We start from the raw sequence: 14,430 nt of genomic DNA, 5'->3' as shown, positions 1-14,430 counted from the left end.
CGCCGGCGATGCTGCCGGACTACACCCTCGTCGCTGGCGCGGGCGTGTCGGGTTTGGGGGCCGCGAAGCTGCTCGCGCATGTCGGCGCGCGGTTCAGCGTCGTCGACGACAACGAGCAAGGCCGTGAGCGCGCCGCCGCCCTCGGCTACGACACGTGCACGGGCGACGAGGCTCGTGCGCGTTTCACCGAAGTGGGTCTTGTGGTCACCTCACCCGGGTGGCGGCCGGATACGCCGTTGCTTGTCGACGCTATGTCGGCCGGCATCGAAGTCATCGGAGATGTGGAGCTGTGCTTCCGCCTCGACCGCGCCGGCGTGTTCGGCGCGCCGCGGACGTGGCTGGTGGTCACCGGCACGAACGGCAAGACCACCACGACGGGCATGCTCGCGCAGATGATGGCCGAGGCGGGCAAGGACACCAGTCTGCGCGCGGGTGCGTGCGGAAACATCGGTGTCGCGGTAGGCGAGGCGATGATGGCGCCTGAACGCTTGGACGTGCTCGTCGCCGAGCTGTCCAGTTTCCAGCTGCACTGGTCGTCCGAGCTAGTGCCGGACGCGGGCGTGCTGCTGAACCTCGCAGACGACCACATCGACTGGCACGGCAGCTTCGCCGAGTACGCCGCGGCGAAGGCGAAGGTGCTCAGCGCCCCGGTGGCGGTGGCCGGCATCGACGACGCGGAGGTCGCGCGCCTGGCGGAAGCGACCGGCCGCAGCGACATCATCGGCTTCACGCTGGGGGAGCCGGCGGACAGCCAGGTCGGTGTCGCCGACGGGCGTGTCGTGGCCAAGTTGGACGGCAAGACGGTGGACGTCGCAAGCGCCGACGGCATCGAGCCTGCCGGTGCGGCGGGTGTGCTCGACGCACTCGCAGCCACCGCGGTGGCACTCACACAAGGTGCCACCGCGCAGCACATTCAGCGTGCACTGGACGCCTACCAGGTGCAGGGGCACCGTGGCGCTGTCGTGCACTCGGGCGGCGGTGTGAACTGGGTGGACAACTCCAAGGCCACAAACCCGCACGCTGCGCACTCGGCGCTCACGGGTGCGGGCACGGTGGTGTGGGTCGCCGGCGGCCAGCTCAAGGGCGCGTCTGTGGACGCAGTGGTGAAGGCGCACGCGGAGCAATTCCGCGCGGTCGCCCTGCTCGGCGTGGACCGCGAGCTCATCCGCGCTTCGGTGCAGCAGGTGGCGCCCGAGGTGCCGGTGTTTGTCTCCGATGCGCAGGACCCGGAGCAAGCGATGGATGAGGTCGTGGCGTGGGCTGCGACCCAGGCGCAGCCGGGAGACACGGTGCTGCTGGCGCCGGCTGCTGCGAGTCTGGACATGTTTTCCGGCATGTCGGCGCGTGGCGACGCCTTCGCGGCCGCCGCAATGCGACACTGAGACTCGCACAGCAAGTAAGCTCAACTAGAGGTTGAGGTTTTCTTCCGCGGTTCCAATCGAAAGGGCAGCATGACGGTTCAACGCGCACCCCGGCAGGCCGCGCCGCGATCGGCGGGCCCGGCTGCAGAATCCAAAATCAGCGTGGCCGTTCGGCGCATCCGCGACGCGCTCGACGCCCGCCCGTTGATCGACTACACCATGATCCGCAGCATCGTGCTGTTCCTCGCCGGACTCGGCGTGGTCATGGTGATGAGTTCGTCCATGGCGACTTCCTTCGCGGCCAGCGCGAGCGTGTGGTCGCAGGCGGCGCGCCAGTGTGTGATGGTCGTGCTCGGTTTGCTCGCGTTCTGGGGCGCGCTGAAGACCCCGCCCGAGCATCTGCGGGGTTTGAGCAACTGGCTGATGGTCATCGCCGTGTTGCTGCTTGTGGCCGTGCTCACCCCGTTGGGCACCGGCCGTGAAGAGGTCGGCTCGCAATCCTGGCTGGTTGCTGGCCCGCTGCGCCTGCAGCCCTCGGAGTTCGCGCGCGTGGCCATCGCCATGTGGGGCGCGAAGATTCTGGCAAACAAGGATCCGCGCCGGTTGAGTGCACCGGAAAATGGGTTCCTCGCGTTTCTGACTGTCTCGCTCATCTGCGTCGGCCTCATTGCCATGCAGGGGGACATGGGCATGGCGCTGTCCTTCGCCGTCGTGGTGGCGTTCATCCTCCTATTCGCCGGCGTGTCCTTGAAGGCGGTCGGCGTGGTGGTCGCATCGGGCTTTTTGGCGATGGTGGTCATGTTCCTCTCGGGCGGCTTCCGCTCGAACCGCTTCCACGTCTACTTCGACGCGCTGCACGGCCACTTCGACGACACGAGGGGTGTTGCGTTCCAGTCCCACCAGGGCTTCCTTTCTCTGGCGGACGGCCACATCTTCGGCGTCGGCCTGGGGCAGTCCCGCGCGAAGTGGTTCTACCTGCCGGAGGCGCGCAACGACTTCATCTTCGCCGTCATCGGCGAGGAGCTCGGCCTGTGGGGCGGGGCGCTGGTGATCATCCTGTTCGCCCTGCTGGGCTTTTTCGGGTTGCGCACCGCGCGCCGCGCGCAGACGCAGTACCAGACGTTGATGGCTGCGTCGCTGACCGCGGCTGTCGTCTCCCAGGCCTTCATCAACATCGGCTACGTGGTGGGCCTGCTGCCGGTGACCGGCATTCAGCTGCCCATGCTGTCTGCCGGCGGCTCCTCCGCTGTGTTCACCCTCGGCGCGATGGGTGTGCTGGCATCGGTGGCCCGCCACGAGCCGGACGCGATTTCCTCGATGCAGAACTACGGCCGCCCCGTGTTCGACCGCGTCTTTTTCATCGGCGAGCCCCGCGCGCGCAAGCAGTCCCGCCCGGCACCGGCAGCCGCTCCGCGCCGCGAGCGCTACGGCACACCGGTGACGCAGGCATATCATGGGCAGCCACACCGGCCCACCCCGCGGCGTTAGGAGAGTTATGCCGAAAGAGACATTCAGTGTTGTTGTCGCAGGCGGCGGCACCGCAGGCCACATCGAACCCGCACTCGCTGTCGCGGAGGTGCTTCGCGACGCCTACGGGGCCCATGTGGTCGCGCTCGGCACGGAGCGTGGGTTGGAGACCACGATCGTGCCTGCCCGCGGCTTCGAGCTCGCGTTGATCGACCCAGTGCCCATCCCGCGGAAGAAGCCGTGGAAGCTGGCGGCGGTGCCGTGGAAGCTGCGCCGCAGCGTGCACCAGGCGCGCAAGGCCATGAAGGTCACGGGCGCGCAGGCGGTGTTCGGCACCGGCGGCTACGTCGCCGCGCCGGCGTACCTTGCCGCGAAATCGCTCGGCCTGCCGTTCTTCGTGCTCGAGACGAACGCGCTGGCTGGCATGGCCAACAAGCTCGGCGTCAAACTCGGTGGCACGGGGTTTAACGCGGTGCCGAACTCCGGCATGGCCGGGGATGTCGTCGGCGTGCCGGTGCGCCCGGGCGTGGGCGTGGACCCGGACGGTGCGAAGCGCGAGCGGGGCCTGCGCATGTGGGGCCTGGAAGACAACCGCCCCACGATCCTGGTCACCGGCGGCTCCCAGGGAGCAGTGAGCATCAATACCGCGCTCGCCGGGGCTGTGGAGCGGCTCACCGAGGCGGGGTATCAGATCCTGCACGCCTACGGGCGGAAAAACGACGCGCCCGCCAAGCACGACCATTACACGGCGGTGCCGTACATCGACGATATGGAGGCCGCCTACGCCGTGGCCGATGTCGTGGTGTGCCGCTCCGGCGCGATGACGGTGGCCGAAAACTCCGCTGCCGGCCTGCCCGCCATCTACATCCCTCTGCCGCACGGCAACGGCGAGCAGGGGCTCAACTCCGCCCACCTGGTAGCCACCGGGGCGGCGCTGCGGATCGACGATGCGGCGCTCGACGGTGACGTGCTCGTCGACAAGCTAGTGCCCCTGCTGGACCCCGAGGCACGCGCAGCAATGCGCGCCGCTCTGCAGGATTCCGGTGCCGGAAGTGTTGCCGAAGACCTCGCCGCGCGCATCGCCGCGGCAGCTGGAAAGGACAAGTAAATGACAGATCTCTCCCGCGTCCACCTCATCGGCATCGGCGGCGCCGGCATGTCCGGCGTCGCGCACATCCTGCTGGACCGCGGTGCGACGGTCACCGGCTCCGATGCGAAGGATTCGCGCCCGGTGCGCGCGCTGAAGGCGAAGGGGGCGACGGTGGCGCTCGGCCACGACGAGGCCAATCTGGAGCTTTCCGGCGAATTGCCTACTGCCGTGGTGACCAGCTTCGCCGCCATCCCGCAGGACAATCCGGAGCTGGTGCGCGCCAAGCGTGAGGGAATCCCGCTGTTGCGCCGCTCCGACCTGCTGGCGGAGCTGATGGAAGGCTCCACCCAGATCCTGCTTGCCGGCACCCACGGCAAGACGTCGACGACCTCCATGGCGGTGGTGGCGCTGCAGGCGGCGGGGGAGGATCCCTCGTTCGCGATCGGTGGCCAGCTCAACCGCGCGGGCACGAACGCCCACCACGGCCAGGGCAACGTGTTCGTGGCAGAGGCGGACGAATCTGACGCCTCGCTGCTGCGCTACGCACCGGATGTGGCCGTGATCACCAACATCGAGCCGGACCACCTGGATTTCTACGGCACGCGCGAGAAGTACTTCCAGGTCTTCGACGACTTCGCTGACATTGCCAAGCACGTGGTGGTCTGCCTCGACGACGACAATGCCGCCCCCTGCGGCGAGCGGGCCCTCGAGCGGGGGCTGACCGTGTCCGGCTACGGCACGGCGGAGGCCGCGGCGCGCCACCCGCAGATTCCGGCGGCGGCTGTCATCACCGGCGAGCGCCAGGAAGGTGAGCGCACCGTGGTCGACGTGGAGCTGCGCACCGAGCGCATTTCCGGCGAGGTGCTGTACACGATGGCCATTCCGGGCCGTCACATGGTGCTCAACTCTGCGGCCGCGCTGCTGGCCGGCGTGCTCGTGGGCGCGGATCCGGCCAAGCTCGCGCAAGGGCTGAGCGAGTTCACGGGCGTGCGGCGCCGTTTCGAGTTCAAGGGCGAAGTGGGCGGAACCCGCGTGTACGACGACTACGCTCACCACCCGACCGAGGTCGCCGCCGTGCTCACCGCTGCGCGCGACAAGGTGGCCGCGGAGGGCGACGGCGCACGCGTTGTCGTGTGCTTCCAGCCGCACCTGTACTCGCGCACCCAGGAGTTCGCCGCCGAGTTCGCCGAGGCGCTTTCGCTTAGCGACGAATGCATTCTGCTGGACATCTTCGGTGCCCGAGAGACCCCCGTGGAAGGCGTGACCTCCAGGATCATCGCCGAAAAGATGACTGCGCCAGTGCGCCTGGAGCCGGACTTCTCCGCAGCGCCGGCCACGGTGGCTTCCGCAGTCAAACCCGGGGACCTGGTGCTGACGATGGGCGCTGGCAGCGTGACCTTGCTCGCCGACGAGATCCTCGCCGCGCTGCAGGAGGCCTAAGTGTCGCGCCGCACTATCGCCATCGTCGCCGGCTGTATCGCGTTCGTGCTCGCCGTCGCGGCAGCCTTGCCCTTTACCCCGGCCATGCCGGTGGACTCCGTCAATGTGGACGGGGCCGTGAACCTGCCGGTGCAGGAGGTGGAGTCGCTCGCGGGAATTGAAGCGGGCACCCCGATCGGGCGGGCGGATGTGCGCGGCGCGGCCCACCGCGTCGCGGGCAACCCGTGGGTGGAGTCCGCCACCGTGAAGCGCAACTGGCCGAACGCGGTGGATATCTCTGTAGAAGAGCACACGCCGGTGGCGTGGATCGACCAGTCCGGGCAGCCGCACCTCATCGACAGTGAGGGCACGGATTTCGTCGTGGCTGAGCCGCCGGTGGGTACCGTGCAGCTGGTCAACATCGGAGAAGGTCAGATGCGCCAAGCTGTGGAGGTGGCCTCCTCGATCAGCGACCCGGCCCGCCCGCAGGTCCGCGAACTGACCATGGAGGGGGAGCACAGTTTCGTGCTCAAGCTGCAGGACGGCCGCGCGGTGACGTGGGGCGCGTCGGAGGACAACCGCAATAAGGCGCTCGCGCTTGAAACGGTGCTGCAGTTGCCGGGAGAAACATTCAACATTTCCAACCCGGAACTGGTCACTTCGCGCTAAAACCGCAGGTCACAACCCTAAAGTATAGGTTTAGGGTTGTGACACGCCGACCCAGAAAACAAAAATCGGCGCGCTTTCACACAAGATGGGTAGCAACTGTAAAAACCAACTTGTGAAAGGCGAGACCACCACCATGACCTCTCCCGCCAACTACCTCGCCATGATCCGCGTCGTCGGTGTCGGCGGCGGCGGCGTCAACGCCGTCAACCGCATGATCGAGGAAGGCCTGAAGGGCGTCGAGTTCGTTGCTATCAACACCGACTCGCAGGCGCTGCTGTTTACGGATGCAGACACGAAGCTCGATATCGGGCGCGAAGCCACCCGCGGCCTGGGCGCAGGCGCGAACCCGGAGGTCGGTCGCACCTCCGCCGAGGACCACAAGCAGGAGATCGAGGAGTCCTTGAAGGGCTCCGACATGGTCTTTGTCACCGCCGGCGAGGGCGGCGGCACGGGCACTGGCGCCGCCCCGGTGGTGGCCGGCATCGCCAAGAAGATGGGCGCGCTGACCATCGGTGTGGTCACCCGCCCCTTCACCTTCGAGGGCAAGCGCCGCACCCGCCAGGCACTTGAGGGCATTGAAAACCTCAAGGAGGTCTGCGACACCGTCATCGTCATCCCGAACGACCGCCTGCTGCAGCTCGGCGACGCGGAGCTGTCCATGATGGAAGCGTTCCGCGCGGCGGACGAGGTGCTCTACAACGGTGTTCAGGGCATCACCAACCTGATCACCATTCCGGGCATGATCAACGTGGACTTCGCGGACGTGCGCTCCGTCATGGCGGATGCGGGCTCCGCACTCATGGGCGTCGGCTCCGCCCGCGGCGAGAACCGGGTGATGACCGCAACTGAGCAGGCCATCAACTCCCCGCTGCTGGAGACCACCATGGAAGGCGCCAAGGGCGTGCTCATCTCCGTCGCCGGCGGCTCCGACCTGGGCCTGATGGAGGTCAACAACGCAGCTTCCATCGTGGAGGAGAAGGCCGACGAAGACGCCAACATCATCTTCGGCACCATCATCGACGACAACCTGGGCGACGAGGTCCGCGTGACCATCATCGCCACCGGCTTCGACGAGAAGGCCAACGCGCGCCAGGTCGAGCCGTCCGAAAAGGAGGCCCCGCAGCCGGAGCCGACCTCCAGCAAGGTTGTGGAGGCGGAGCCGAAGCGCGAGGACTACCAGCCGCGCCACCGCTACGAGCCGAGCAGCCGCAGCGGCCTGTTCACCGAGCGTGAGCGCGAGCCCCGCGAGCCCCGAGACGGCGGCTTCGATGGTGGTTTTGACGGCGGCTTCGATGACGTCGATGTGCCGGACTTCATGCGCTAGTTAAGCTGGCGACATGCCAGATACTTCCACTCGCCCCGTCCGCATGGTGTTTACTTCCCGTGCGGGCGGGGTTTCTGCTGCCCCTTATGATTCCTTCAACCTGGGCACCCACGTCGGCGACGACCCCGCGGACGTCGCGGCGAACCGCTCCCGCCTCGCCGGCATCCTCGGCCTGCCCGAGGACCGGTTCGTGTGGATGGAGCAGCTGCACACCAACACAGTCACGCTTGTCGACGGGCCTTCGGAGCACCCCGTCGAAGCTACCGATGCCCTCGTCACCAAGGAGAAGAACCTGGCTCTGTGCGTGCTGGTGGCGGATTGCACCCCGGTGTTGCTCTCCGACCACACCGCCGGCGTGATCGGCGCGGCCCACGCCGGCCGCATGGGCGCGCGCAACGGGGTGGTGAAGAACACGGTCGAGGCGATGGTGGAGCTCGGCGCGGACCCTGCCCGGATCCAGGTGCTGCTGGGCCCGGCGGCGGCCGGTGCGTCGTACGAGGTCCCGCGGGAGATGGCTGTAGACGTCGAAAAGCATCTGCCCGGCTCCCTGGCGAAGACGAAGAAGGGCACCCCCGGCATCGACGTCCGCGCGGGGCTGGTGCGCCAACTGATGAGCCTGGGTGTGACCCACATCGACGCCGATCCGCGCGACACCATCACGGACAACGCATTCTTCTCCCATCGCCGCGAGGGCGTCACCGGGCGCCAAGCTGGCGTAATTTGGATGCCCTATGTCTGATCTTGACCGCAACATCGATACTGTCCGCCAGCAGATCCGCGACGCAGAGCGTGCCGCGGGCCGCCCCGAAGGCAGCGTGGCGCTGCTGCCGGTGACCAAGTTCCACCCCGTCCAGCGCATCGTCGAGCTGGCTGAGCGAGACTTCACGCTGGTGGGGGAGAACCGCGAACAGGAGGCGCGCGACAAGGCGGCGGAACTTGACGGCCGCTGCGGCATCGCCATGATCGGCCAGATCCAGTCCAAGAAGGCCAACTCCGTCGCGCGGTGGGCCGCGGAGGTGCACTCCCTGGATTCGCTCAAGCTCGCCCACGGCTTGGAGCGCGGCATGGCGCTCGCGCTCGAACGCGGAGACCGCACCACCGCCACGCTGCCGTGCATGGTGCAACTGTCTTACGACGGCGATTCCGCCCGCGGCGGCGCACGCCCGGACGATGCGCCCGCGATCGTGGAGGCGGTCGAAGATGCCGAGCATCTGACCATGGCCGGTTTTATGGTCGTTCCGCCGCTCGACGCGCAGCCGCGGGAGGTGTTTGCAGCAGCACGCGAAATGACGGACTCGTATGGGGCAGAGCTCAACCGAAGCTTGAGACTTTCCGCAGGTATGAGCGGTGATTTCGCCGACGCCATCGCCTGCGGCTCCGATATCGTGCGTGTCGGAACAGCCCTCCTCGGGCCCCGCCCCGTACGCTAAAATCCACCGCGAATCACCCCCATCAAAGGAGCCACCCGCATGTCCTTTTTCGACAGCGCTAAAGACTTTTTTGGCCTCGGCCCCGTCGACCACGGCGAGGACGATGCCTACTACGACGACCCGCAGTACGGCGCAGCCGCGGCCGGCGCCGCAGCCGCCGGCTCCACCGCCTACGACCGTGCGGACCGTGCAGATCGTACGGAGCGCCCCGAGCGTCCGTCGCGCGTCGAGCGCCCCATCCACACCGAGCGCCGCGATTACGGCCGCGAAAGCGTGCGTCCGAGCTACCGCTCCACCACGCACATCGTTACCGCCGCGCCGCGCAACTACAACGACGCCAAGGAGATCGGCGAGCCCTTCCGCGACGGCGACGCGGTCGTCATGGACCTGACCGACCTGGACACCGCCGACGCGAAGCGCATCGTGGACTTCGCCGCGGGCCTGTGCTTCGCCCTGCGCGGCGGCATGCACAACCTCTCGCGCGACTCTGAGACCCGCAAGCGCGTATTCGCCATCGTGCCGGAGAACGCGAACCTGCAGAAGGAAGACCTCAAGCGCGCTGCCGGTCTGCGCTAGCCGCTAGGGTGTTGTCGCGTGGCACTTTTTGGAGCAATTCTTTACGCCCTGGTGGGGCTTTACTCGCTGCTGGTGATCGTGCGCATCATCATTGAGATGGTGCAGTCGTTTTCCAAGCAGTTCGACCCGCCGCACTGGTTCATCATGGTGGCCGAGCCCATCTTCCGGGCCACGGATCCGCCGGTCAACGCGCTGCGCAAGCTGATTCCGCCGCTGCGTCTCGGCGGCAGCGGGGTCGGGCTGGATGTGAGCGTCATCGTCCTGTTTTTTGTGCTGATGCTCGTCCAAATGCTCATCGGTGCGACGATGATTAATCCGGCGCTCCGTTAGCTTTACTTGAGCTTGAACCCAGCTTTCTGGCTAGGCTGGGCTACACTCGTCGAGCGAAACCGTTACAATTCAGCAGATAATGCTTCGCGCGAGCGAGTACTCACACGATTATCGAAGGGAACGCAAATGCCGCTGACACCAGCAGACGTGCACAATGTCGCTTTCAGCAAGCCGCCGATTGGCAAGCGAGGCTACAACGAGGACGAGGTGGATCAGTTCCTCGACCTCGTGGAGGACACTCTTGCGCAGCTGCAGGATGAGAACGACGAGCTGCGCTCCCGCCTCGAGGAGGGCGGCACGGGCGCTGCCGTTGCAGCACCGGTAATCCGCTCGAACGAGGCCAACGAGGTCGACGAAGCTGCAATCCGCCGCGAGGTGGAGCAGAAGCTGCGCGCGGACTTCGACGCTCAGCTGCGTTCCGCGAAGCAGGCCCAGGAAAAGGCTGAGGCCGAGGCACGCTCCGCCAAGGACGAGGCGGCCAAGGCCCGCAAGCAGGCGGAGGAGTCCGCCAAGGCTCAGAAGCAGGCCACCGCACCGGCTGCTGCCGTGTCCCAGTCCCAGCCGTCCAACGGTGAGAGCTCCGCAGACACCCACGTCCAGGCGGCGAAGGTGCTCGGCCTGGCGCAGGAGATGGCGGACCGTCTGACCAGCGACGCTCAGGCGGAGGCTTCCTCCATGCTGGCTGACGCTCGCGCTGCTGCAGAGCGCGAGATCGCCGAGGCCGAGAGCAAGTCCAAGAAGCAGCTCGAGGACGCCCAGACCCGCACCCGCACCCAGCTGCAGGAGGCGGAGACCCGCTCCAGGCAGCTCGTGACCGACGCCCAGAAGAAGGCGGAGGAGACCACCAGCGAGGCGAACTCCCGCGCCGAGGCGCAGATCCGCCAGGCTGAGGAGCAGGCCAACAAGCTCAAGGCTGACGCTGAGCGCAAGCACACCGAGATCATGAACACGGTGAAGCAGCAGCAGACCGCGCTGGAGAACCGCATCGCTGAGCTGCGCACCTTCGAGCGCGAATACCGCACGCGTCTGAAGACGCTGCTGGAGTCCCAGCTGGAGGAGCTGGAGTCCCGCTCTACCACCGCGCCGAACGAGAAGTAGCCTTCTCGCTCTAGCCAAAACGCCCGGCATCGTTGTACGATGCTGGGCGTTACTCGTAACACGCGTCGATCCGGCCATCACCGGGGAGCGTTTCCGGAAGAACGGCAATTGGCTTATTAGACCCGGACGTCGCACACGGAAGACGACACTTCCTTCACCGCAACGAAGTGGGAGCGCGCTTTAGCGCTCCAAGCAGGGTGGTACCGCGCAGCAATGCGTCCCTGCACGGCTGAAGGAGTGATTCCATGGTTGGTAACGTCTACCCCAAAGTTGATATGACGGGCGGCAGCGACCGGTTCCCGGACATGGAACGCGTCGTGCTGGATTATTGGAACGCCGACGAAACGTTCAAGGCATCCCTGGAGCAGCGCGAGGGCTGCGAGGAGTACGTGTTCAACGACGGCCCCCCGTTCGCTAACGGCATGCCGCACTACGGCCACCTGCTCACCGGCTACGTCAAAGACATCGTTCCGCGCTTCCGTACGATGAGCGGCTTCCACGTCCCGCGCGTGTTCGGCTGGGACTGCCACGGCCTGCCGGCGGAGCTGGAGGCCGAGAAGCAGCTCGGCATCACCGACAAGGCCCAGATCGAGGACATGGGCCTGGAAAAGTTCAACGAGTACTGCGCCAAGTCCGTCATGCACTACGCGGGCGAGTGGGAAGACTATGTCACCCGCCAGGCGCGCTGGGTGGACTTTGAAAACGGCTACAAGACGATGGACCCGGAGTACATGGAGTCCGTCATGTGGGCATTCAAGGAGCTCTACGACAAGGGCCTGATCTACCAGGGCTTCCGCGTCCTGCCATACTCCTGGGCCGAGCACACCCCGCTGTCCAACCAGGAGACCCGCCTGGACGATTCCTACCGCGACCGCCAGGACCCCACCGTCACCGTCACGCTGCCGCTGACCGGCGCGCGCGCCGGCTTCGCGGCCGAGACGACGTGGGCCGAGCACCCTGAGCTTCACGACGCCGCCGCCATTGCCTGGACGACCACCCCGTGGACCCTCCCGTCCAACCTGGCGCTGGCCGTTCACCCCGAGGTGGAGTACTCGTTGGTCAAGGTCGGGGCGGATGGGGCCGAAGGCTTCGTCGATAAGCAGCTGCTGCTCGCTTCGAGCCTGCTGGGCGCCTACGGCAAGGAACTCGGCGACTTCGAGGTCGTTGCCACCTACACTGGCGCGCAGCTCGAGGGCCTGGAGTACGAGCCGGTCTTCGACTACTTCCGCGACCACGACAACGCGTTCATGATCCTCAACGCGGACTACGTCACCACCGAGGACGGCACCGGCGTCGTCCACCAGGCACCCGCCTTCGGTGAGGACGATATGCTCACCTGCCAGAAGTACGGCATCGACCTAGCCATCCCGGTCGACGCCGACGGCAAGTTCACCTCGCTCGTGCCGGAGTACGAGGGCAAGCTCGTCTTCGACGCGAACCGCGACATCATCCGCGACCTGCGCGCGAAGGGCCGCGTCGTGCGCGATCAGACCATCGTGCACTCCTACCCGCACTCCTGGCGCTCAGGCGAGCCGCTGATCTACATGGCGCTGCCGGCCTGGTTTGTCAAGGTCACGGACATCCGCGACCGCATGGTGGAGCTGAACCAGGAGATCGAGTGGATCCCCTCGCACATCCGCGACGGACAGTTTGGCAAGTGGCTCGAAGGCGCCCGCGATTGGAACATCTCGCGTACCCGCTACTGGGGATCGCCGGTGCCGGCGTGGGTCTCGGACAACCCGGAGTACCCGCGCGTGGATGTCTACGGCTCGCTCGAGGAACTGGAGCGCGACTTTGGGCGCCGACCCGAGTCGCTGCACCGCCCGCACATCGACGACCTGGTGCGACCCAACCCGGACGATCCGACCGGCAAGTCCATGATGCGCCGCGTGCCGGACGTGCTGGACTGCTGGTTCGAGTCCGGTTCTATGCCGTTTGCGCAGTACCACTACCCGTTTGAAAGCCGCGAGGAGTTTGATACCCGCCAGCCGGCGGACTTCATCGTGGAGTACTCCGGCCAGACCCGCGGCTGGTTCTACGTGCAGCACGTGCTGTCGACCGCGTTGTTCGACCGCGTGGCGTACAAGAAGGTGGTCGCGCACGGCATCGTGTTGGGTTCCGACGGGCAGAAGATGTCCAAGTCCAAGGGCAACTACCCGAACGTGATGGAGGTCTTCGACCGCGACGGCTCCGATGCGATGCGTTGGTTCCTCATGTCGTCGCCGATCCTGCGCGGCGGTAACCTGATCGTCACCGAGCAGGGCATCCGCGAGGGTGTGCGCCAGGCGCTTCTGCCCATCTGGAACGCGTACACCTTCCTGCAGCTGTACTCCTCCGAGGAAGCTGTCTGGTCCACCGAGTCCGACAACGTGCTCGACCGCTACATCCTGGCCAAGACGCACGACCTGGTTGCCGCTTTGGGTGAGGCGTTGGACGACACCCGCATCGCCGACGCCTGCGACGAGGTGCGCCGCTACGCCGACACTCTGACCAACTGGTACGTGCGACGCTCCCGCGATCGTTTCTGGGCGGGCCAGGAGGAGCACCCGGAGGCGTTCAACACCCTGTACACGGTGCTCGAGATCGTCTCCCGCGCGGTGGCTCCGCTGCTGCCGTACGTTGCCGAGGTGGTCTGGCGCGGGCTGACCGGCGGGCGTTCGGTGCACCTGACCGACTACCCGCAGGCCTCCAACTTGCCGGCCGACGCCGAGCTCGTGGCTGCGATGGACGCGACCCGCGCGGTGTGCTCCGCTGCGTCGTCGGTGCGCAAGGCGAACAAGCTGCGCAACCGCTTGCCGCTGCCGAAGCTCACCGTCGCGCTGCCGGACGCCGCGTTGCTGGAGCCGTTCCGCTCCACCATCCGCGACGAGGTGAACGTGAAGGATGTCGAGCTGACTGACGACGTCGATTCCGCCGGATCCTTCGAAGTCGTGGTCAACGCCAAGGTGGCCGGCCCCCAGTTGGGCAAGGACGTGCAGCGCGCGATCAAGAACGTCAAGGCCGGCAACTACGAGCGCCGCGGCGACGACGTGGTGGTCGACGGCGACATCGTGCTCACCCCGGAGCTGTACACCGAGCGGTTGGTGGCGGAAAACCCGGACAGCACCGCGCGCGTGGACGCCGATGGCACCGTCGGCCTGGTCGTACTGGACACCGAGGTGACCGAGGAGCTCGAGGCAGAGGGTTGGGCAGCCGATGTGATCCGTGGCCTGCAGGACGCGCGCAAGCGCGAAGGCCTGGAGGTCTCCGACCGCATCGCGGTTGTACTCGCGGTGCCGGCAGATAAGGAGGAGTGGGCCCGCACTCACGCCGAGCACATCGCCGCCGAGACCCTGGCAACCTCCTTCGAGGTGGTCACCGAGCCCGTCGAGGGCCACGACGTGATCGACTGCGTGACCGCCACCGTGCGCAAGAACAACTAACGCGAAAGTTCTTCACCGACTATGCCGCTGCATAGTGGTTCCTTGTTGGGAGGCCATTATGCAGCGGCATAGTTTTTACGGCTGTGCTCGACCCCGGAGCCCGCGTCTGGCGGGGTGGTTGGGGGGAGAGACGGTTTACTATGCAGCGGCATAGTAAACAGATACTGCGTTCGAATTAGAACGTGGGTTCTTCGTCCCACAGTGTCCACTTCAGTGAGCATTTTTCTTTGTACCGTTGACTCGA

12 protein-coding genes are annotated in these 14,430 nt (G+C 66.6%); all 12 read left to right on the top strand.

Annotation, left to right across the window (positions count from 1 at the left end; translation table 11 throughout):
* The first annotated feature begins 8 nt into the window (after positions 1-8).
* The 12 genes from murD to ileS all read left to right on the top strand — a co-directional run bounded on the left by murD (position 9) and on the right by ileS (position 14,186).
* Positions 9-1,382 carry a UDP-N-acetylmuramoyl-L-alanine--D-glutamate ligase gene (murD, locus tag CFOUR_RS07570; protein WP_085958524.1) on the top strand — a complete coding sequence of 458 codons (1,374 nt, stop codon included), beginning with the start codon at positions 9-11 and terminating at the stop codon, positions 1,380-1,382.
* A 69-nt stretch (positions 1,383-1,451) separates the two neighbouring features.
* Positions 1,452-2,849 (top strand): FtsW/RodA/SpoVE family cell cycle protein, encoded by a 1,398-nt coding sequence (locus CFOUR_RS07565; RefSeq protein WP_085958259.1) that lies wholly within the window; start codon positions 1,452-1,454, stop codon positions 2,847-2,849.
* A gap of 7 nt (positions 2,850-2,856) precedes the next feature.
* Positions 2,857-3,936 carry an undecaprenyldiphospho-muramoylpentapeptide beta-N-acetylglucosaminyltransferase gene (murG, locus tag CFOUR_RS07560; protein WP_085958258.1) on the top strand — a complete coding sequence of 360 codons (1,080 nt, stop codon included), beginning with the start codon at positions 2,857-2,859 and terminating at the stop codon, positions 3,934-3,936.
* Positions 3,937-5,358 carry a UDP-N-acetylmuramate--L-alanine ligase gene (gene murC / locus CFOUR_RS07555; RefSeq protein WP_085958256.1) on the top strand — a complete coding sequence of 474 codons (1,422 nt, stop codon included), beginning with the start codon at positions 3,937-3,939 and terminating at the stop codon, positions 5,356-5,358.
* A complete protein-coding gene (locus tag CFOUR_RS07550) occupies positions 5,359-6,006 on the top strand; it encodes a cell division protein FtsQ/DivIB (RefSeq protein WP_085958255.1) in 648 nt (215 codons plus the stop codon).
* Between the two features lie 133 nt (positions 6,007-6,139).
* Positions 6,140-7,330: a cell division protein FtsZ gene (gene ftsZ / locus CFOUR_RS07545; protein WP_085958522.1), complete on the top strand. Its 1,191-nt coding sequence runs from the start codon at positions 6,140-6,142 to the stop codon at positions 7,328-7,330.
* 13 nt (positions 7,331-7,343) lie between these two features.
* Complete coding sequence (pgeF, locus tag CFOUR_RS07540; protein WP_085958254.1) at positions 7,344-8,069, top strand: peptidoglycan editing factor PgeF; 726 nt, start codon at positions 7,344-7,346, stop codon at positions 8,067-8,069.
* Complete coding sequence (locus CFOUR_RS07535) at positions 8,062-8,760, top strand: YggS family pyridoxal phosphate-dependent enzyme (RefSeq protein ID WP_085958253.1); 699 nt, start codon at positions 8,062-8,064, stop codon at positions 8,758-8,760. The genes pgeF and CFOUR_RS07535 overlap by 8 nt, the downstream gene beginning before the upstream one ends.
* Positions 8,761-8,799: 39 nt before the next feature.
* A complete protein-coding gene (locus CFOUR_RS07530; RefSeq protein ID WP_290179077.1) occupies positions 8,800-9,336 on the top strand; it encodes a cell division protein SepF in 537 nt (178 codons plus the stop codon).
* A gap of 18 nt (positions 9,337-9,354) precedes the next feature.
* Positions 9,355-9,666: a YggT family protein gene (locus CFOUR_RS07525; RefSeq protein WP_085958251.1), complete on the top strand. Its 312-nt coding sequence runs from the start codon at positions 9,355-9,357 to the stop codon at positions 9,664-9,666.
* A 126-nt stretch (positions 9,667-9,792) separates the two neighbouring features.
* Positions 9,793-10,764, top strand: coding sequence for a DivIVA domain-containing protein (locus CFOUR_RS07520; RefSeq protein ID WP_085958250.1), 972 nt, complete (start codon positions 9,793-9,795; stop codon positions 10,762-10,764).
* A 245-nt stretch (positions 10,765-11,009) separates the two neighbouring features.
* Positions 11,010-14,186, top strand: coding sequence for an isoleucine--tRNA ligase (gene ileS, locus CFOUR_RS07515; RefSeq protein ID WP_290179076.1), 3,177 nt, complete (start codon positions 11,010-11,012; stop codon positions 14,184-14,186).
* Positions 14,187-14,430 lie beyond the last annotated feature (244 nt).

Origin of the sequence: Corynebacterium fournieri (genome assembly GCF_030408775.1) — a bacterium.
GTDB lineage: Bacteria > Actinomycetota > Actinomycetes > Mycobacteriales > Mycobacteriaceae > Corynebacterium > Corynebacterium fournieri.
This window is presented reverse-complemented; position numbering and strand designations above follow the sequence as displayed.